Annotated in this window: 19 protein-coding genes; 7 read left to right on the top strand and 12 right to left on the bottom strand. The window is 71.9% G+C overall.

Annotated elements, in window-relative coordinates; genetic code table 11:
- Window positions 1–96: 96 nt before the first annotated feature.
- On the top strand, window positions 97–1044 hold the full coding sequence (locus tag ACWDY5_RS36630; protein WP_449726712.1) for a hypothetical protein: 948 nt from the start codon (window positions 97–99) through the stop codon (window positions 1042–1044).
- Here the strand turns inward: ACWDY5_RS36630 and ACWDY5_RS36625 are convergent.
- Entirely contained in the window at window positions 1041–1520 is a 480-nt protein-coding gene (locus ACWDY5_RS36625; RefSeq protein ID WP_449726711.1) for a tetratricopeptide repeat protein, read from the bottom strand. The genes ACWDY5_RS36630 and ACWDY5_RS36625 overlap by 4 nt on opposite strands.
- Window positions 1517–2344: a class I SAM-dependent methyltransferase gene (locus tag ACWDY5_RS36620; RefSeq protein ID WP_449726710.1), complete on the bottom strand. Its 828-nt coding sequence runs from the start codon at window positions 2342–2344 to the stop codon at window positions 1517–1519. Before ACWDY5_RS36620 ends, ACWDY5_RS36625 begins: the two co-directional genes overlap by 4 nt.
- A gap of 58 nt (window positions 2345–2402) precedes the next feature.
- Between ACWDY5_RS36620 and ACWDY5_RS36615 the strand changes: the two genes are divergently transcribed.
- A complete protein-coding gene (locus tag ACWDY5_RS36615; protein ID WP_449726709.1) occupies window positions 2403–2783 on the top strand; it encodes a YchJ family protein in 381 nt (126 codons plus the stop codon).
- 227 nt (window positions 2784–3010) lie between these two features.
- Entirely contained in the window at window positions 3011–3394 is a 384-nt protein-coding gene (locus ACWDY5_RS36610; protein WP_449726708.1) for a hypothetical protein, read from the top strand.
- On the opposite strand, the gene ACWDY5_RS36605 is transcribed toward ACWDY5_RS36610, so the two are convergent.
- The gene (locus tag ACWDY5_RS36605; protein WP_449726707.1) at window positions 3395–4234 is read right to left on the bottom strand and encodes a TIGR03620 family F420-dependent LLM class oxidoreductase; all 840 of its coding nucleotides are present in this window, start codon (window positions 4232–4234) and stop codon (window positions 3395–3397) included.
- A gap of 65 nt (window positions 4235–4299) precedes the next feature.
- Here ACWDY5_RS36605 and ACWDY5_RS36600 point away from each other — a divergent pair, with 65 nt between their 5' ends.
- The 4 genes from ACWDY5_RS36600 to ACWDY5_RS36585 all read left to right on the top strand — a co-directional run bounded on the left by ACWDY5_RS36600 (window position 4300) and on the right by ACWDY5_RS36585 (window position 7919).
- Entirely contained in the window at window positions 4300–5397 is a 1098-nt protein-coding gene (locus tag ACWDY5_RS36600) for a DNA alkylation repair protein (RefSeq protein ID WP_449726706.1), read from the top strand.
- 24 nt (window positions 5398–5421) lie between these two features.
- Complete coding sequence (locus ACWDY5_RS36595; protein WP_449726705.1) at window positions 5422–6270, top strand: LysR family transcriptional regulator; 849 nt, start codon at window positions 5422–5424, stop codon at window positions 6268–6270.
- A 72-nt stretch (window positions 6271–6342) separates the two neighbouring features.
- A complete protein-coding gene (locus ACWDY5_RS36590) occupies window positions 6343–7221 on the top strand; it encodes an NAD-dependent epimerase/dehydratase family protein (protein WP_449726704.1) in 879 nt (292 codons plus the stop codon).
- On the top strand, window positions 7218–7919 hold the full coding sequence (locus tag ACWDY5_RS36585) for a TetR/AcrR family transcriptional regulator (protein ID WP_449726703.1): 702 nt from the start codon (window positions 7218–7220) through the stop codon (window positions 7917–7919). The genes ACWDY5_RS36590 and ACWDY5_RS36585 overlap by 4 nt, the downstream gene beginning before the upstream one ends.
- Here the strand turns inward: ACWDY5_RS36585 and ACWDY5_RS36580 are convergent.
- The 9 genes from ACWDY5_RS36580 to ACWDY5_RS36540 all read right to left on the bottom strand — a co-directional run bounded on the left by ACWDY5_RS36580 (window position 7906) and on the right by ACWDY5_RS36540 (window position 17047).
- A complete protein-coding gene (locus ACWDY5_RS36580; protein ID WP_449726702.1) occupies window positions 7906–8277 on the bottom strand; it encodes a DUF427 domain-containing protein in 372 nt (123 codons plus the stop codon). The genes ACWDY5_RS36585 and ACWDY5_RS36580 overlap by 14 nt on opposite strands.
- A gap of 59 nt (window positions 8278–8336) precedes the next feature.
- Window positions 8337–8762, bottom strand: coding sequence for a roadblock/LC7 domain-containing protein (locus tag ACWDY5_RS36575; protein ID WP_252482569.1), 426 nt, complete (start codon window positions 8760–8762; stop codon window positions 8337–8339).
- Window positions 8759–11326: a nitrate- and nitrite sensing domain-containing protein gene (locus ACWDY5_RS36570; RefSeq protein WP_449726701.1), complete on the bottom strand. Its 2568-nt coding sequence runs from the start codon at window positions 11324–11326 to the stop codon at window positions 8759–8761. Before ACWDY5_RS36570 ends, ACWDY5_RS36575 begins: the two co-directional genes overlap by 4 nt.
- Window positions 11323–12240 (bottom strand): ABC transporter substrate-binding protein, encoded by a 918-nt coding sequence (locus ACWDY5_RS36565; RefSeq protein WP_449726700.1) that lies wholly within the window; start codon window positions 12238–12240, stop codon window positions 11323–11325. Before ACWDY5_RS36565 ends, ACWDY5_RS36570 begins: the two co-directional genes overlap by 4 nt.
- 248 nt (window positions 12241–12488) lie before the next feature.
- On the bottom strand, window positions 12489–13691 hold the full coding sequence (locus ACWDY5_RS36560; protein ID WP_449726699.1) for a 4-hydroxybenzoate 3-monooxygenase: 1203 nt from the start codon (window positions 13689–13691) through the stop codon (window positions 12489–12491).
- Window positions 13688–14497, bottom strand: a complete 810-nt coding sequence (locus ACWDY5_RS36555; protein WP_449726698.1) for an ABC transporter ATP-binding protein — start codon at window positions 14495–14497, stop codon at window positions 13688–13690. The genes ACWDY5_RS36560 and ACWDY5_RS36555 overlap by 4 nt, the downstream gene beginning before the upstream one ends.
- Entirely contained in the window at window positions 14494–15276 is a 783-nt protein-coding gene (locus ACWDY5_RS36550) for an ABC transporter permease (RefSeq protein WP_449726697.1), read from the bottom strand. Before ACWDY5_RS36550 ends, ACWDY5_RS36555 begins: the two co-directional genes overlap by 4 nt.
- A complete protein-coding gene (locus ACWDY5_RS36545; RefSeq protein WP_449726696.1) occupies window positions 15273–16073 on the bottom strand; it encodes an ABC transporter permease in 801 nt (266 codons plus the stop codon). Before ACWDY5_RS36545 ends, ACWDY5_RS36550 begins: the two co-directional genes overlap by 4 nt.
- Window positions 16070–17047: an ABC transporter substrate-binding protein gene (locus tag ACWDY5_RS36540; protein ID WP_449726695.1), complete on the bottom strand. Its 978-nt coding sequence runs from the start codon at window positions 17045–17047 to the stop codon at window positions 16070–16072. The genes ACWDY5_RS36545 and ACWDY5_RS36540 overlap by 4 nt, the downstream gene beginning before the upstream one ends.
- Between the last annotated feature and the right edge of the window lie 177 nt (window positions 17048–17224).

Genomic DNA, 17224 nt, shown 5'->3' with positions numbered 1-17224 from the left:
GGCGATCGCGCAGAACTTGTTCGACTCCTGTGCCGAAGTTGTGAGAGATCGGCCCTTGGCCTGGATCCAGCCCCTGGACCTGCACAGACTGGGCTCGTGGACACCAGCACCATCGAACACGCCGTCGCCGCATGGGGCCGCTACACCGTCGAGACCAGCACCGACCCCGGCCTGCCAGCAGCCCTGCTCGCCGACCTGCGCGCCGCCGCCGGACTCGACCCCGTCCCCGCCGAGACGATCCCCGGGCTGCTGGCCACCGTGGTCGCCAGGGACGGGGAGCGGGTCGCGGGCTGGGCGGTGCTCACCGACGAGGGCGCGCCGGCGGCCACCGTGCGCTGGACCCTGACCGAGCGCCAGACCGACCGGTTGGTGGACGGGTTCCCGCTGTTCATCGGGCTCAGCGACCAGGAGCTGGCGCTGCTGGCCGCCCTGATCGACGCCGCCGCCACCCTGGCCCGCGACCGGGACCGCACCGCGCTGCTGTGGTCCAGCACCGACGACGAGATCGACTACCAGCTGGCCCTGGCCCTGGGCGCCACCGAGGACCGCGAGCTGTCCCGCCAGTGGCTCATCCCCGGCCTGCCGATCTGGGCCCCGCCAGCCGACATCCCTGCCGCTCGCACCGCCTGCGTGGCCACCGAACCGACCGAGCAGGACCTGGCGCGCTACGCCGAGCTGCGCGCCGCGGTCACCGGCCACCCGCACCGCCCTGCCGACCTCCGGCTGGAGCTGGCCGCAGTGGAGGCCGACCTGCGCGCCGACCTGCGCGCCGGCTGCGGTGCGGTGCTGGCCGAGCTCAGCGTGGTCTGCTCGGGCGCCAAGGCGGTGATCGGGCGGGTGTGGCACCACGGCGCGTTCCCGCTGGAGCTGGCCGCGCTGATCGCGCACGCGGTGCGGGAGCTGCGGGCGCGGCATCCGGAGGTGCTGCTGGTGGAGATCACCGAGGAGCGGGACCGGGTGCTGTGGCAGGCGCTGGTCGCACTGGGACTGCGGGTCTCCACCAGGCGGCTGGCCTACCGCCTGCCATTGCGCGCCTTTCCCTAAAGCCGCCTGGCCTGCTCGACCACGGCCCGCTGGTAGCAGGAGACGTGCGGGGCCAGGGCTGCCAGGGTGATCGCCAGCGCCTCGCGTTCCCGTCCGCAGTCGGCCAGCGCCAGCGCGAGGAAGGCCCGCACCGCGCCGTCCAGCTCGTCCGGACCGCGGTCGCGTTCCTCGGTGAGCAGCCGCACGCTCTCCGCCGTCTCGCCCAGGTTGCGCAGCGAGCAGGCCAGCTGGATCACCGCGCGCCGCCGCAGGTGCTCGTCCAGCCCACCGGTCAGCGCCTGGCGGTACAGCGGCACCGCGCGGTCGCAGTGGCCGGAGGCGTCCCAGGAGCAGGCCCGCTCGAAGGCGGCCACCGGGTTGTCCGCGGGCAGCTCGGCGGTCAGGTCCTCCACCTCCGCCACCAGCTCCGCACCGTCCACTGTGTACCGCTGGGCCCAGGTCGCGGCCAGGCGGCCCTCCCATTCCGGATCGGTCATCGGGTGCTCCCGAAGTGGTAGGTCAGGCCGCGGCCGAGTCGTCGGAACGGGGAGGCGAACAGCGCGCGCAGCACCTGCCGCTGAAACCACGGGTAGTGCGCGCGCAGGTCGGCGGGGGAGGGGAACCACCACTCCTCGTCGAAGACCAGCCCCGGCACCAGCCTGGTCAGCTCCCCGGGGTCGTTGATCGCCCATTCCAGGCGGGCGCCGGAGGCCTTGACCACGCCGGTGCGCTGCTGCAACCGGATGCCGGCCGAGCTGTAGCCGTCGAAGATCAGCGTGCCCGCGGGGAAGTGCTCGACGATGCGGCGGAAGGTGGCCAAGCCCTGTGCGGTGCGCAGGTACAGGGTGACGCCCTCGGCGAGCACCAGCACCGGGCGGTCACCGGGGATCCCGTCCAGCAGGCCGGGATCCTCCACCGAGCGGGCGGTGGGGAACAGGCCGGGGCGCTCGGGGTAGAGGCGGCGGCGCAGCTCGATGACCGCCGGGTAGTCCACGTCGTACCAGGACACCGTGGGCGGCGGGTCCAGCCGGTAGACCCTGGTGTCCAGGCCGCAGCCCAGGTGCAGCACGGTCAGCTCCGGCTGGCTCGCCAGCACCTCGCGGGCGCGGCGGTCGAACTCCTTGGAGCGCAGCACCGCGGAGATCCCGTCGCGGGCGGGCAGGCCGGTGCGGCTGAAGTCGTAGTCGATCCGGTCCACCGCGCGCGCCGCGGTCTCGTCGTGCAGCACCGAGCCTGCCGAGCGCGCGTCCACCGCCTTGCTGTACAGGGTGGCCAGCATGGTCGCCGGGGCGCCGGTGAGGTCGACCTTCTCGCGGTCCATGCCGGTCAGTATCGACCCGCTTGCCGGTGCCCGGCCACTGCTCGCGGACAATGTCAGGATGGCGAGATCCTGTCCCTGCGGGCTGCCCGCGCCTTACCCGGACTGCTGCGGCGCGCTGCACCGCGGCGAGCGCGCCGCGGCCACCGCCGAACTGCTGATGCGCTCCCGGTTCAGCGCGTTCGCCCTGCTGGACGAGGCGTACCTGCTGCGCAGCTGGCACCCCAGGACCCGCCCGGCCGGGGTCGACTTCGACACCGACATGCGCTGGACGCGGCTGGAGATCCTGGGCGGCACCGGCGGCGGCCTGTTCCACCAGGAGGGCACGGTGGAGTTCAACGCGCACTACCGGTACGAGGGCAGGGACGAGGTGCTGCACGAGAACAGCCGGTTCGAGCGGGTGGACGGCGCCTGGGTCTACCTCGCGCCGATCGGAGCCTAAACGCACTCCATCCGGTGACCTTCCCCCGGATCTGCCGGTTGGTTCCGGTCCACCATCAGGGCAGTGAGCTGGGTAAACATCCCCGCACGACCGGGTGACCGCGACCGGGCGGAGGGCTGCTGTGGATCTTTTGGCGGAGAGTGAGTTTGGCGGTTTGGAGCAATGGTTAACCCGTCGGGGTGACGCCAAACGTGAACGTAGGGTCGCCACGTGGTCAGCATGCGTCCGTGCTCCGGGTCGCCAACCGTGCGCTCGGGGTGATGTTGTGGGCCGAGCTCTCCGGGCGTGACCGGTTCGAACCCCTGCTTCCCGCGGCCGAGCGCAGCGCGCCCAGCACCCTGCAGGAGCTGGCGGCCGCCCAGGCGCGCAAGGCCGACCAGCTCGCCGACCGGATCGAGGAGGTCCTGGCCAGGGAGAGCGGCGGGCTGTCCTCCGACAGCGCGGTGGGCCCGGCCCGGTTCGTGGTGCACCAGATCCGGTTGTTCGCCCGCCGCGTCCGTCAGGGTCCGCTGCGCTTCGTCACCTTCAACCACGAGGTGGCCCGGCTGAACCGGGTCCTGGACCTGGTCGCCCACCACCTCTCCAGCGCGAGCTCCGTGCTGCGCGTCTGATCACCACAGCACCTCGGCCAGCGCGCGGTAGCCCGGCATCGGGTCCTCCGTGCCGCTGACCGCCACCTGGATGCCCACGTGGTCCGCGCCTGCCTCGACCTGCGCGGACACCGTGGCGGCCAGCTGCGCCGGGGTGCCGCCGGGGACCAGCAGGTCGATCATCCGGTCGCTGCCCGGCCTGGCCACCTCGGCCTCGGTCAGCCCGTGCCGGACCAGGGTGCCCATGTAGTTGCGCAGCCCCAGGTAGACGTCCAGGAACTCCCGCGCGGTCGCCTTGGCGCGGGCCGGGTCGGTGTCCACCACCAGGGTCTGCTCCGGGGCCAGCACCGCACCGCCGACCAGTTCGCGGGCCTGCGCGGTGTGCGCGGGCGGCATCAGGTACGGGATCGCGCCCAGGGTCCGCTCCCCGGCCAGCTTCAGCGTCTTCGGGCCCAGCGCGGCCAGGATGACGCCCTCCCTGGGCACCCCGGCCTCGGCCAGGCGGTCCAGGTACTCCACCACCTTGGCCAGCGGTTTCTGGTAGGCCGTGGTCACCTCGGGATGGCCGATGCCCACGCCGAGCAGGAACCGCGCGCCGTGCTGGTCCGCGATCCGGTGGTAGCCGCGGGCCACCGCCTCTGGCTCGTTGGTCCACATGTTCACGATCGCGCTGGCCACGGTGATCGTCCTGGTCGCGGCCAGGAGCTGTTCGTGCTGTTCGAGCTCGCCGAGGGCGGCCATGCCGTGGCCGATCCAGGCGGTGCCGTAGCCGAGGTCCTCGGACTCCCGGACGTAGTCGGTGAGCCGGGGCGTGTGCTGGGGGCCGAGCCAGACGCCGTGTGTGCCGAGCCGTGCGGTCACGGATCCTCCTTGAGGTGCTGCTATAGTCCGCTCTATAGCAAACATAGCACCCTGGTGGGAGTCGCATGCCCTTCGCTGACGAGCTGCTCGGACCCGAGGTCGCCGCCCGGCTGGTCGAGGCCGTTGCCCGGATCGCGCCCGGCAACCGCCTGGCCGCGCTGCGCCGCGCGGCCAACGGACTGGCCGGGCTGAGCCTGCGCGAGCGCAGCGACCTGCTGGCCGGCGCGCTGCTGGCCGACCTGCCGGGGGACTATGCCAGCCTGGACCGACAGTTCCGGGAGCTGCTGACCGACCCGTCGGCCGAGGGCTGGCTGATCTGGCCGGTCACCGAGGCGGTCACGGCCCGCGCGCTGGCCCAGGACCCGCAGGCCATCACCCCGGCCCTGCACCTGCTGGCCGCGCTGACCCCCCGGCTGACCGCGGAGTTCGCCATCCGCCCGCTGCTGGCCGCCGACCTGGACCAGTGCCTGCCGATCGTGCGGTCCTGGACCGGGCACCCCGACGAGCACGTGCGGCGGCTGGCCAGCGAGGGCACCAGGGCGCACCTGCCCTGGGCGCGCAAGGTCCGGCCGATCCTGGACCAGCCCCAGCGAACCATCCCGGTCCTGGACGCGCTCTACCGGGACGACAGCGAGTACGTGCGCCGCTCGGTGGCCAACCACCTCAACGACCTCAGCCGCGCCGAACCCGGCCTGGTGGTGGCGACCGCGGCCCGCTGGCTGGCCGAACCGGACGACAACACAGCTCGGCTGGTCCGGCACGCACTGCGCACACTCATCAAGAAGGGGCACCCGGAAGCCTTGGCGCTACTGGGTTTCCGCCCGGTCCCCGGGGTCACCGTGCTCGGCCCGGTGCTGACCGGCGCCACCGTCGCCCTCGGCGCCGAGCTGCCGTTCGAGGTGACCCTGGAGAACACCGGTGCGGCGGCGGCCAGCCTGGCCGTGGACTACGTGGTGCACCACCTCAAGGCCAACGGCGCCCGCACCCCCAAGGTGTTCAAGCTGACCACCTGCGTGCTGGCCCCTGGCGAGCGGATCACCTTGTCCCGCAAGCACTCCTTCCGCAAGATCAGCACCAGGGTGTACTACCCGGGCGAGCACGAGATCGAGGTGCAGGTCAACGGCACGGCCTTCGGGCGGACCGGGTTCCGGCTGATCGGCTGATACCGTCGGCGCGGGAGGTGCCGCATGGACGTCGACCTGCGCAAGCTGCGTTACTTCGTCGCGGTCGCCGAGCACCTGCACTTCGGTCGCGCGGCCGAGTCGCTGCACATCGCCCAGCCCGTGCTCTCCCGCCAGATCCGTGCCCTGGAAGGGGAACTGCACGCGCAGCTGTTCCGCAGGGACCGCCGCGCCACCGAGCTGACCCCGGCCGGGGAGCAGCTGCTCGCCGACGCCCGCCCGCTGCTGGCCGCCGCGGCCGCGCTGCGCCGCCGGGTCGGCCGGGCCGCGCGCGGCGAGGTGTTCACCGTCGGGTTCATGCCAGGCCTGATCGTCACCGACGCCGTGCGCGAGCTCTCCCGCCGCCACCCCGGGCTGACCGTGGACGTGCAGCGGGTGGACTGGACCGAGCGGACCCAGGCCTTGCGCGACGGCCGGGTGGACGTGTGTTTCCTGCGCCAGCCACTGGATCCGGCCGGGTTGAGCGTGCGGGAGCTGCGGGTGGAGGAGCGGGCCGTGGTGCTGCGCACCGACCACCGCCTGGCCGGCAAGGAGTCGCTGAAGATCGCCGACCTGGCCGACGAGCGGCTGCTGCAGGACCCGGACGCGGTGCCCGAGTGGCGGGACCTGCCGCACGGCCGGCGGCGCGAGCCCGCGCCGCTGTTGGGCACGGTGGAGGAGAAGCTGGAGCACGTGGCCGCCGGGCACGGCGTGGTGGTGCTGCCGATGTCCGCGGTGGCCTTCTACCAGCGCCCGGACCTCACCCACATCCCGATCACCGACCTCGCGCCGAACCGGGTCTGCCTGGCCTGGGTCAGCGCCCGCCGCAGCCCCCTGCTGGCCGAGTTCGCGGCCATCGCCACTGCCCTGGGTTGATGCCCAGCGGGTATCACAGTGGCGTGAACAGGTCTTGGACCTGCGGCTATGTTCGGCAGCAGACTTCTCGGCATGACGAACATCTTCCTGACCGGCGGTTCGGGCTACCTCGGCCGTCACCTCATCCCGGTGCTGCGCCGCGAGGGCCACCAGGTCACCGCGCTGGCCCGCAGCGACTCCGCCGCCGCCCTGCTCACCGGCCTCGGCGCGACCCCAGTGCCCGGCTCGCTAACCGACCTGGAGGTGTTGCGCGCCAACGCCGCCGCGGCCGGGGCGGTGATCCACCTCGGTCAGGTGCTCGGCGCGGACGCCCAGCGGGTCGACCTCGGCGCCGCGACCGCCCTGCTGGACGGCCTCGGCGACCGGGGCCCGTACCTGCACACCGGCGGCACCTGGGTCTACGGCGACACCGCGGGCGTCGTCGGCGAACAGGCCGAGCTCCGTCCGCCCGAGATCACCGCCTGGCGGGTCGGCAACGAGCGGAAGGTGCTGGCGCGCAAGGACTCCGGCGCGCACCCGGTGGTGATCATGCCCGGCCTGGTCTTCGGCGACGGCGGTGGCATCGTGGAGTTCGCCTACGCCACGCCCGGCCGGGAGACCGGCGTGGTGCCCTGCGCCGGCGACGGCGGCAACCACTGGTCGCTGGTGCACGTCGAGGACATCGCCGAGCTGTACGCCCTCGCCCTGACCGCGCCGGCCGGGGCGGTCTACGCCGGGACCGTGGACACCTTCCCCACCCAGGCCGCGGTGGCCGCCGCGGTGGCCAAGTCCGTCGGCGCCACCGTCGCCCACCTCGACCCGGCGCGGGCCCAGGCCCAGTTCGGCGCCTTCACCGAGGCACTGTCCCTCGACCAGCGGGTCAGCGGCACCCGCGCCCGCCGCGAGCTCGGCTGGACCCCGCGGTACACCGACCCGGTGGCCAGCCTGTCCGGCGCTACACTTGCTACATGACGGAGAAGCGGCGCGGCGGCGGGGCCAGGGACCGCCTGCTGCGCGCCGCCGCTGAGCTGCTGCACGACTCCCCGGACGGCACGGTCTCCACCAGGGCCGTCTGCGAGCGGGCCGGGGTGCAGGCGCCCACGCTGTACCACCACTTCGGCAGCAAGCAGGGACTGCTGGACAGCGTGGTCAACTACGGCTTCACCCAGTACCTGCACGAGCCGGGAACCCCGGACGGCGACCCGGTGGCCGCGCTGCACCGGGGCTGGGACCAGCACGTCCGGTTCGGCCTTGAGCACCCCAAGTTCTACGTGCTGCTCTACGGCCAGATCGAACCGGGCGTGCCCTGCTCGCTCACCGGCAGCGCCGAGGCCAGGCTGCTGGAACTGCTCGCCGGGGTGGCCAGAGCGGGCAGGCTGCGGGTGCCGCCGGAGGAGGCGGCCCGGCAGATCGTGGCCGCCAACATCGGGATCACCCTGAACCTGATCGCCCAGCCCGAGTCCAGCCGGGACCTCGGGCTCTCCGATCGCCTGCGGGACAACGTGATCGCCGCCCTGCTCACCGACACCCCGGCGGCCACCACGGTGCCGGGCGCGGCGGTGGCGCTGCTGGCCGCCCTGGACGGCGACCCCGCCGACCTCAGCGACGGCGAGGCGCACCTGCTGCGCGAGTGGCTGCGGCGCCTCGCCGCGCCGGTCACGACTCGCTGAAGGTGACCCGGTCCGGGTAGAAGGCCACGTGCTCCTTGATCTCCCCGACCGCCGGGTAGGGGCTCTCGTAGGTCCACACCGCGTTCTCACCCCGCTGGCCCAGCGCGGGCAGGCTGAAGTAGCTCGCCTCGCCCTTGTACGGGCAGTAGGTCTGGTGCCCGGTGCGCTCGAAGTGCTCCAGGCGCAGGTCCGCGCGCGGGATGTAGAGCGCCACCGGATACGTCGACTCCCGCAGCGCCAGGGCGTTGCGGGTGTCGGCGAGCACGGTGTCACCGGCGCGCACCACCACCCGGTCCGGATGCGGCTCAACGGTGATCGGGTGGGCCGGCCCCGGGGTGAGGACCTTCTTCGCCGCCATGACACACCTCCACAGTCTCTTCAGCGGCAACCCCGGAGCCCTCCGTTTTGTTCCGCCGACTAGTTCCGGGACGCGGTGGCGTGCAGCTGGGCCCGCAGTTCCGGGGTGAGCTGCGGCCCGACCCGTTCCACCAGCCGGGCCATCGCGTAGCCCACCATGCCGATGTCACAGGTGGGCGCGGCCAGTGCGGCCAGGCAGGAGCCGTCGCTGATGGTCATCAGGAACAGGTAGCCGCGTTCCATCGCCACCACGGTCTGCTTCACCGCGCCGGACTCGAAGCAGCGGGCCGCGCCCATGGTGAGGCTGACCAGGCCGGAGACCACGGCGGAGAGCTGCTGGGCGCGCTGGCCCGGCAGCCGGTTGGAGGTGGCCAGCAGCAGGCCGTCGGCGGAGAGGACCACCGCGTGCGAGACCCCCGCCGCCCGGTTGACGAAGTCGTCGACCAGCCAGTGGAAGTCGTCGAGTTGTTCGGTGTCGGTGCTCACTGCCGCTCCTTGTTCGCCAGAATCCGTTCATCCGCCTGCGGGTCACGGGGACCGTCCGGTTGGCTGGGGATGCCCGGCCGCGGCTCCTGGAACCCGTTCCCGCCAAAAGTCCCGGGCGGAGGAGTGTCCTCTGTGGACTCCCGACCGTGCCGGACGCCCTTCTGGTAGGCGGAGAACCGGTCCCGCAGCTGCTCCGCTGAGGGGCCGCCCGCCGGTTTCGCCGGTGCCGGTTCGGCCAGCGCGTGCCGCCGCTGCGGCGAGGAACCCGGCACCAGCAACGACTTCGGCACCCGCTTGGGCAGCCCGGCCTCGGTGGCCGAGTGCTCTGCCGGTGTGGACAGCGCGGCCGCGGCCTGCCAGCCGTCGTCGGCGGGCGAGGCCCAGGTCGAGGTGACGCTCACCTGGGGCGTCTCCGGCCGGACCGGGCGCTGCGGCGCGGCCAGCGCCGGGATCTGTGGCTCCTCGGTGCCGCAGGAGGCGCTGAACCACTCCGAGAGGGTGAGCTCCCGCTGCGGCGTGCCGGCCCGGACGGTGGTGTCGCCCCGGCCGATGCGAACCCGGGGACGGGGCAGCGGGTTCGCATCGGTCCCGTTGCGTGGCAACGGATCCGGGACGACCGGAGCATCCTTCTTGTGCAGCAGCGCGGGCGGCAGGATGACCAGCGCGGTGGTGCCGCCCTCGAACTCGTCGTCCTTGAGCTGCACCGTGATCGAGTGCCGCTTGGCCAGCTCGCCGACCACGAACAGGCCCATCGCGCGGGTCACCGACACGTCCACCTCGGGCGGGTCGGCCAGCCGCTGGTTGAACCGGGCCAGGTCCTCGCTGTTCATCCCGATGCCGCGGTCGCGGATCTTGATGACCAGCTTGCCGGAGCGGGTCATCACCGCGCGCACCGAGACCTTGGTGGTGGGCGGGGAGAACTCGGTCGCGTTGTCCAGCAGCTCGGCCACCAGGTGTGTGAGGTCGGTGACCACCCGGCCCTGGATCAGCGTCTCCGGCACCGGCAGCACCTCGATCCGGGCGTAGGCCTCCACTTCGGACAGTGCCGCGCCGATCACCTCGAACACCGGCACCGGCCGGGTCACCCAGCGCTCCGGGCTGGTGCCGGAGAGCACCAGCAAGTTCTCGCTGTTGCGCCGCATCCGGGTGGCCAGGTGGTCCAGCTCGAACAGCCGGGCCAGGTGGTCGGGGTCCAGCTCCTCCTGCTCCAGGCGGTCGATCAGGTCGATCTGCCGCTCCACCATCTCCTGGCTGCGCCGGGACAGGTTGGTGAACATCTCGTTGACGTTGGCGCGCAAGGCCATCTCCGCCACCGCCAGCCGCACCGCTTCCTTGTGCACCACGTCGAAGGCGCGGGCCACCTGGCCCACCTCGTCGGTGGTGTGCACCGGCACCGGCGAGACCGCGGCCTCCGCCGAGGCCCTCGGGTCCTTCTCCGCGCGGATCCGGCGGATCGCCGCGGGCAGCCGTTCCCGCGCGATGTCCAGCGCCGCGCCGCGCAGCGCGCGCAGCGGCACCAGCATCCAGCGCGCCACCATGATCATCAACGCGAAGGTGGCCAGCAGCGCCAGCCCGACCAGCGCGGAGTCCCGGTACACCGCGGCCCGCGCGTCCGCGATCACGGTGACCACCGACTTCTCCGCCTGCTGCTGGATCTCGGTGAGCACCTGGGCGATCAGCTCCGCGGTGCGGTCGCCGTCGCGCAGCACCTCGCTGTCGGCGATGGTCACCGACTGCCCGGCCGCCGCCTGCACCAGGGCCAGCTGCACCAACCGGTTCAGCCCGTCCACCGGCGGGCCGCTGACGGTGTCCAGGTAGCGCTGCCGGTCGGCCAGGCTCGCGGTGGACTCGAACTCCGCCAGCGCCGCGTCGAAGCGGGAGCGGGCCGCGCGCAGTGCCGCGGCCTGGCCCGGCGGGAACTCCTCGGCGCGGGCCGCGGCCAGCAGGATCGCGTTCTGCACCGCGAGCTGCTCCTTGGCATCGGCCAGTGCCTTGGTCGCGGAGGCCAGCGGGGTGAGCGTGGGGTCGTTGATACCGGCGGTCGCGGCCCGCTGCACCTGGGTGAGGGAGTCCAGGATCTGGGTGTAGCCGGTGATGGTCGCGCCCACCGGGTACTTGGTGCTCTGCACGGTGCGCCGCAGCGCGGTCAGCTTGTCCAGCGACTCCAGCGCGACCTCGTAGGCCCCGCGCACCCCGCCGCCGACCGAGGTGGCCGCCGCGCCGAGCGCGCGCAGCTCGCCCAGCCGCAGGTCCACCGTGGCCATCCGGGAGTTGTGCTCCGGCGCGCCCGCGGCCCTGCCACTGGCCACGAAGGACACCGCGGCCTCGCGTTCCCGTTGCAGCGCGGTGCCGGTGGCCACCACCTTGCCGGCCAGCTGCAGCTCCTGCTGCACCGTGGCGAAGGAGTCGACCTCGCCCAGCTGGCTGCTCAGCCGCAACCCGGCCAGGGTGACCGTGCTCAGCGCGGGCACCAGCAGCACCACCGCCAGCTTGCTGCGCAGCGGCCAGTTCCGCGGTGAGTAGCTCCGGCCGGTGGCCGGTGTGGTCCTGGCGTGCTCGCTCATGCCGGGCTCCCGCTGAGCAGCATCGGTTTGATGTCCATCGGCGCCTCTAGCAGTCCGTAGGTGCGCATGAGGTCGGCCACCCGCTGCAACCGGGTCGCCTCCATGCTGATCGGGTAGACCCCGAAGTGCACCAGGGCCGCGGTCTCCGGGTCGACCTGGGCGTAGCCCGGCAGCAGTGACTCCACAGTGGACTTGCGCGCGGCGTCCTGCTGACCGCGGACGAGCGCCCGCCGGAATGCCTCCACCGCGCGCGGGTGCGCCTTGGCGAAGGCGCCGGTGGTGGCGTACCCGGCGATCGGGATGTCCGCGGTGGGCCCGCTGGCCGCGTCCAGCACCGGCACCGCGCCCAGGGTGCGCTCGGCCTTGCTGATGAAGGGTTCCACCATGAACGCGGCGTCCACCTTCTTGCTCTGCAACGCCGCCTGCATGTCCGGGAACGGCATCTCCATGAAGGTCACCGTCTTCGGGTCCACGTTGTTGGCCTCCAGGGTGGCCCGCGCGGTCAGCTCCAGGATGTTCTTGAAGGTGTTGATGGCGATCTTCTTGCCCGCCAGGTCCTTCGGGCTCTTGATCGGCGAGTCCGGCCCGGTGAGCATCAGGAACATGTTGGCCCGCGCCTGGTAGCCGTCGGCGGCCAGCTTGATGCCGCCTGCGTTCTTGGCCGCGCCCTTGGCCTCGGTGGCGAAGAAGGACACCCAGTTGCCGAAGGTGAAGTCCAGCTCGTCCTTGAGCAGCCCCTGGATCCCGGCCGCCCCGCCCTGGATGGTGGTCAGCTCCACGGTCAGGCCCTCGTCGGCGAAGTAGCCCTTGGCCAGCGCGATGTGCACCGGGGCCACGTCCACCACGGGCATGATGCCGAGCCGGATCCGCTGCTCCTGCGCCGGAGCCCCGGAACCGCCGGATCCCCCTAGCACGCCACACCCGGTGGTGGTGAGCAGAAAAGCCAGCAGCACTAGGGCTAGGTCGCGTCCGATGGATCTCGCACGCGATCGCCGGGCCCAGGTCGTCCCCGACGGCACCGCCGGAACGACCGAGTACGCCCGGTACGAGGCCGTTCCGGCGGTGCCGTCGGGAACGGCCTGGACTCCGGCGCTCACGCACGAGATCCATCGGACGCGACCTAATCTCGGTCTGCGGAGGGGCGGGATCATCTCGGGTTTTCCTAACTCGGCACGGCGACTGTGCGGGCGAAGGGCGGTCCGACGTAGTCCTCGGCGAGACTGGTCGCCGCGGCGGTGGAGCTGACGGTGTGGTGCAGCTGGGAGAGCTGGAGGTAGCGCTGGAACCGGTCCCCGTCCGGCGGGCGGTGCAGCATGTCGGTCATCAGCGAGGAGAACCGCTGGGCGCGCCAGACCCGCCGCAGCGCGGTGTCGGAATAGGACTCGGCAGGCCGCTCGTCGTTGTCTGTCAGCAGCGCGGTGAGCGCGTCGGAGAGCAGCGCGACGTCGGCGATGGCCAGGTTGAGGCCCTTGGCCCCGGTGGGCGGCACGATGTGCGCGGCGTCCCCGGCCAGGAACAGCCGCCCGTGCCGCATCGGCTCGGCCACGAAGGCCCGCAGGTCGGTGTGGATGGTCTCCAGCACCTCACCCGGCCGGATCTCCTCGCCGAGCCGCGCGCTCAGCTCGCTCCACACCCGCTCCAGCGGCCAGTCCGCCGCAGTGTCCTCTGTGGACACCTGGAGGTAGAGCCTGCTGATCTCCGGGGAGCGCATGCTGGCCAGTGCGAAACCGCGGTCGTGCGCGGCGTAGACCACCTCGGACCGGGTCGGTGGGGTGCGGGCCAGGATGCCCAGCCAGGCGAAGGGGTAGCGGTGCTCCAGCGCGGTCAGCGTGGGCGCGGCGGGGCGGGTGACGCCGTGGAAGCCGTCGCAGCCCGCGATGACCTCGCAGTCGAGCACCTGCGGCCGGCCGTGCCGGTCGGTGTAGTGGATCCACGGCGAGTCGGTTCTCAGCTCGTGCACGCTGACCTGGCTCACCTCGAACCGCAGGTCTCCGCCATCGCGCAGCCGGGCCGCGATGAGGTCCTTGACCAGTTCCTGCTGCCCGTAGACGGTGACCGCCTTGCCGACCAGGTCGGCGAAGTCGATCCGGTGCTCCACCCCGTCGAAGCGCAGCAGGATGCCGTGGTGGGTCAGGCATTCCCGGTCCAGCCGCTCGGCGAGACCGGCCTCCCGCAACAGCTCCACGGTCGGGGCCTCCAGCACCCCGGCGCGGACCCGTTTCTCGACGTAGTCACGGCTGCGGGTCTCCAGGACCACCGAGTCGATCCCGTTGCGGTGCAGCAGGTGGGACAGGAGCAGACCGGCCGGTCCGGCGCCGACGATGCCAACCCTGGTGCGCACGAGCGGTTCCCTCCTGTTCCTCATCGAGTGGCGGACGCTTTGGCCTTCTGGATCTGCTCGTACACTTCCGTGCGCAACTCGGCGAAGCGGGTCAGCGCGCGGGTGTGCAGCTGGTCGCGTTCCTCCGGCAGGTCGACGCGGATCTCCTGCTGCACCACCGTGGGCGCGCTGGAGAGCACGATCACCCGCTCGCCGAGGTAGACCGCCTCGTCGATGTCGTGGGTGACGAACAGGATGGTCACGCCCAGGTCCCGCCACACCCTGCGGATCAGGTCCTCCAGGTCGGCCCTGGTCTGGGCGTCCACCGCGGCGAAGGGCTCGTCCATCAGCAGCACCCTGGGCTGGTAGGCCACCGCGCGGGCGATGGCCACCCGCTGCTGCATGCCACCGGAGAGCTGCCACGGGTAGGCGTCGTGGTCACCGGCCAGGTCCACCGCGGACAGCGCCAGCCTGCCGAGTCGTTCCCGCTCGGCCCTGGGCATCTTCTTCTGCCGCAACGGCAGCTGCACGTTCTCCCACACGGTGAGCCAGGGGAACAAGCTGCGCCCGTACTCCTGGAACACCATCGCCAGCTCCACCGGCGGCCCGGTCACCGTCTTCCCGTTCACCGCGACGGATCCGGCCGTGGGTGGCAGCAGGCCGGACAGGCATTTGAGCAGGGTCGTCTTGCCGCAGCCGGACGGGCCGACCAGGCAGACCAGCTCACCGGGCGCGACCTCGAAGCTGACCTCGCGGACCGCCTCCACCGTCCGGTTCTCCCCGGGGTAGACCTTGTGCAGCTCGTGCACCGTGAGCATGCCTTGCCTCGCCTCCGTGACGTCTCGGCTCATCCGTCGTCCCGCTGGGCGCGACGCAGACCGAGGTACCAGGACAGCGCGCGGCGTTCGGCCACGCGGAACAGCAGGGACAGCGCGACGCCGAGCAGTCCGAGCAGGATGATGCCGCTCCACATCTCCGGGATCGCGAAACCGCGCTGGAAGGAGATGATCGTGAAGCCCAAACCGTTGGTGGCGGCGAACATCTCGCTCACCACCATCAGGATCACCGCGATGGACAGCGCCTGCCGCAACCCGGTGAAGATGCGAGGGCTGGCCGAGCGCAGCACCAGGTGCCACAGCACGGTCCGCCCGGGCAGCCGGTAGAGCCGGGCGGTGTCCCGCAGCACCTCGTCGATGCCGCGCACGCCCTCCACGGTGTTGAGCAGGACCGGCCACACCGCGCCCGCGGCGATGACGGTGATCTTCATCGTGTCCTCGATGCCCGCGAACAGCATCAGGATCGGCACCAGCACCGGTGGCGGGATGGCGCGGAAGAACTCCAGCACCGGTTCGGTGGCCAGCCGCACCGTCCTGGACAGTCCGATCAGGACACCCAGGCCGATCCCGGCCAGCGCGGCCAGGGTGAATCCGGCGGCGAGGCGACCGAGGCTGGGCAGCACGTCGTTGAGCAGCCGCTCGGAGAACCACACCTCGCCGAAGGTGGACAGGATCCGGGAAAGTGGTGGGAGGTAGATGTTCTGGCTGCCCTCGGAGGTCAGCCACCACAGGCCGAAGAGGACTCCCGGCAGCCCCACCGCGTAGGTGAGGCGTCGGAGCAGTCTGGCGGTCACCGGACCGAGTCACCTCGCACGGCCGGATGCCAGGCCAGCACACGTCGTTCCACCGCCCGGAAAACCAGGTTGAGGAGCATGCCGACCAGACCGGTCACCAGCACCAGCGCGTACAGCGTGGCGACGGCGCCGCTGGACTGGGCCAGCGCGATCTGCCTGCCCAGTCCGGGAGAACCGATGACGAGCTCGCCGGTGACCGCGAGCACCAGCGCGACACTCGCGCCCAGCCGCACCCCGGTGAGCACGTAGGGCAAGGCGCTGGGCCACACCACGTGCCGCACCCTGGCCAGTGCGCCCAGCCGGAACACCGTGGCGGTGTCGCGGGCCACCGGGTCCACATCGCGCACCCCGGCGATCACCTGCACCAGCACCTGCCAGAACGCCGCGTACACCACCAGCAGCAGGGTGGAGCGCAGGTCGGTGCCGAACAGCAGCACCGCCAGCGGCACCAGCGCGACCGAGGGGATGGGCCGGAGGAACTCGATGGTGGAGGCGGTGGCCTGCCGCACCACCGGCAGCAGCCCGATCGGCACGCCGAGCAGGATGCCGCCGGCCACCGCGAGCAGTAGGCCGATGGCCCAGCCGCGCAGGGTTTCGTAGAGGGAGAACCAGAACACCGGGCTGGCCGCCTCGGCGCCGAGCGCGCCGAGCACCTCGGTCAGCGGTGGCAGGTACACAGTGGACACCAGCCCGAGACGCGGCGCCAGCTCCAGCACGACCGCCAGCCCCGCCACGCCGAGCGCGCCGAGGGTGGTGGCCGAGGTGCCGGCGCCGCGCACCGGGGAGGTGAGGATCATGGCAGCAGGGCGGACAGGTCGGGCTTTCCGGAGACGAGGCCGTCCTGCGGGGCGAGCTCGGCCAGCGTGGCCACGGACTCGCGGTTCACCTCAGCGGGCCAGTCGGGCAGGGTCAGGCTGGCCACCTGCTCTTTGGTGATCTTGGTGTAGCCGGTGATGGCCTGCCGCGCCTCATCCGGGTGGGCCTGGGCGTAGGTCGCCGACTCGTTGGCCGCCTCGGTGAACTTGCGCACCAGGTCCGGTTGCTCGGTCCGGAGCTTGGCCGAGGTGAAGTAGGCCGCCACGGTGAGCTTGGGCGCGGTGTCCACGAAGTTCCAGGCCACCACCCTGGCGCCCTGGTTCTTGGCCATGGTGAGGAAGGGTTCCACCACCCAGGCCGCGTCCACGTTGCCCTTGGCCAGCGCCGCGGGCATGTCCGGGAAGGCCAGCTCGGTGAACTTCACCGCCGCCGCCTCGCCCCCGGCCTTGCGCACCGAGGCGCGCACCGTGGTGTCGCCGATGTTCTTCAGGGTGTTCACCGCGACACTGCGTCCGGCCAGGTCCTTCGCGCTCTGCACCGGGGAGTCGCCGCGCACCACCACCGCGCCGAAGTCGGCGCCGGACTTGCCGGTGGAGGAGGTGCCGTTGGCCACCACCTTCACGTCCAGGCCCTTGTCCCTGGCCACCAGCAGCGAGGTCATGTTGCTGAAGCCGAAGGTGAGCTGACCGCTCATCACCCCTGGCAGGATGGCCGCGCCGCCCTGGCCGGTCTCCAAACGCAGGTCGATCCCCCGTTTGGCGAAGAAACCCTTTTCTTTGCCTAGGTAGATGGGTGCCACGTCGATGACCGGCACGACCCCCAGACTGACCGGGGTGGTCGCGCCGCTGGTGCCGGAACCGTCGCCACCACCGGCGACAGGGGAGGCGCAACTGCTGAGAGCCAGTGCGCCGGATAGTGCGAAAGCAGTGGTACGCAGGGAAAACCTGGTGGTCACAACCTGCCGGGTCGCTGGAATGGGAATTTCGTGTGGGGTTCGCCGCCGCAGCACCCCGGCGATGCTAGGGGTTCCCGCATTTCCGGGAAATCGTCCATCCGGGTCGGACTCAAAACACTGAATGTCCATTGTGGACTGGTTCAGTACCGGGAAAATCCCATGTGGAATCGGTTGCAC

The sequence above is a fragment of the Crossiella sp. NPDC003009 genome, assembly GCF_053591555.1.
Note: the sequence above shows the minus strand (reverse complement) of the source record. Positions and strands in the feature narration are given on the sequence as shown.

Bases quoted from the DNA above. Each gene is read 5' to 3' on its own strand.
- ACWDY5_RS36625 (WP_449726711.1), bottom strand. From the start codon at position 1,520: ATGACCGATCCGGAATGGGAGGGCCGCCTGGCCGCGACCTGGGCCCAG.
- ACWDY5_RS36620 (WP_449726710.1), bottom strand. From the start codon at position 2,344: ATGGACCGCGAGAAGGTCGACCTCACCGGCGCCCCGGCGACCATGCTG.
- ACWDY5_RS36615 (WP_449726709.1), top strand. From the start codon at position 2,403: ATGGCGAGATCCTGTCCCTGCGGGCTGCCCGCGCCTTACCCGGACTGC.
- ACWDY5_RS36600 (WP_449726706.1), top strand. From the start codon at position 4,300: ATGCCCTTCGCTGACGAGCTGCTCGGACCCGAGGTCGCCGCCCGGCTG.
- ACWDY5_RS36595 (WP_449726705.1), top strand. From the start codon at position 5,422: ATGGACGTCGACCTGCGCAAGCTGCGTTACTTCGTCGCGGTCGCCGAG.
- ACWDY5_RS36590 (WP_449726704.1), top strand. From the start codon at position 6,343: ATGACGAACATCTTCCTGACCGGCGGTTCGGGCTACCTCGGCCGTCAC.
- ACWDY5_RS36585 (WP_449726703.1), top strand. From the start codon at position 7,218: ATGACGGAGAAGCGGCGCGGCGGCGGGGCCAGGGACCGCCTGCTGCGC.
- ACWDY5_RS36580 (WP_449726702.1), bottom strand. From the start codon at position 8,277: ATGGCGGCGAAGAAGGTCCTCACCCCGGGGCCGGCCCACCCGATCACC.
- ACWDY5_RS36570 (WP_449726701.1), bottom strand. From the start codon at position 11,326: ATGAGCGAGCACGCCAGGACCACACCGGCCACCGGCCGGAGCTACTCA.
- ACWDY5_RS36560 (WP_449726699.1), bottom strand. From the start codon at position 13,691: ATGAGGAACAGGAGGGAACCGCTCGTGCGCACCAGGGTTGGCATCGTC.
- ACWDY5_RS36555 (WP_449726698.1), bottom strand. From the start codon at position 14,497: ATGAGCCGAGACGTCACGGAGGCGAGGCAAGGCATGCTCACGGTGCAC.
- ACWDY5_RS36545 (WP_449726696.1), bottom strand. From the start codon at position 16,073: ATGATCCTCACCTCCCCGGTGCGCGGCGCCGGCACCTCGGCCACCACC.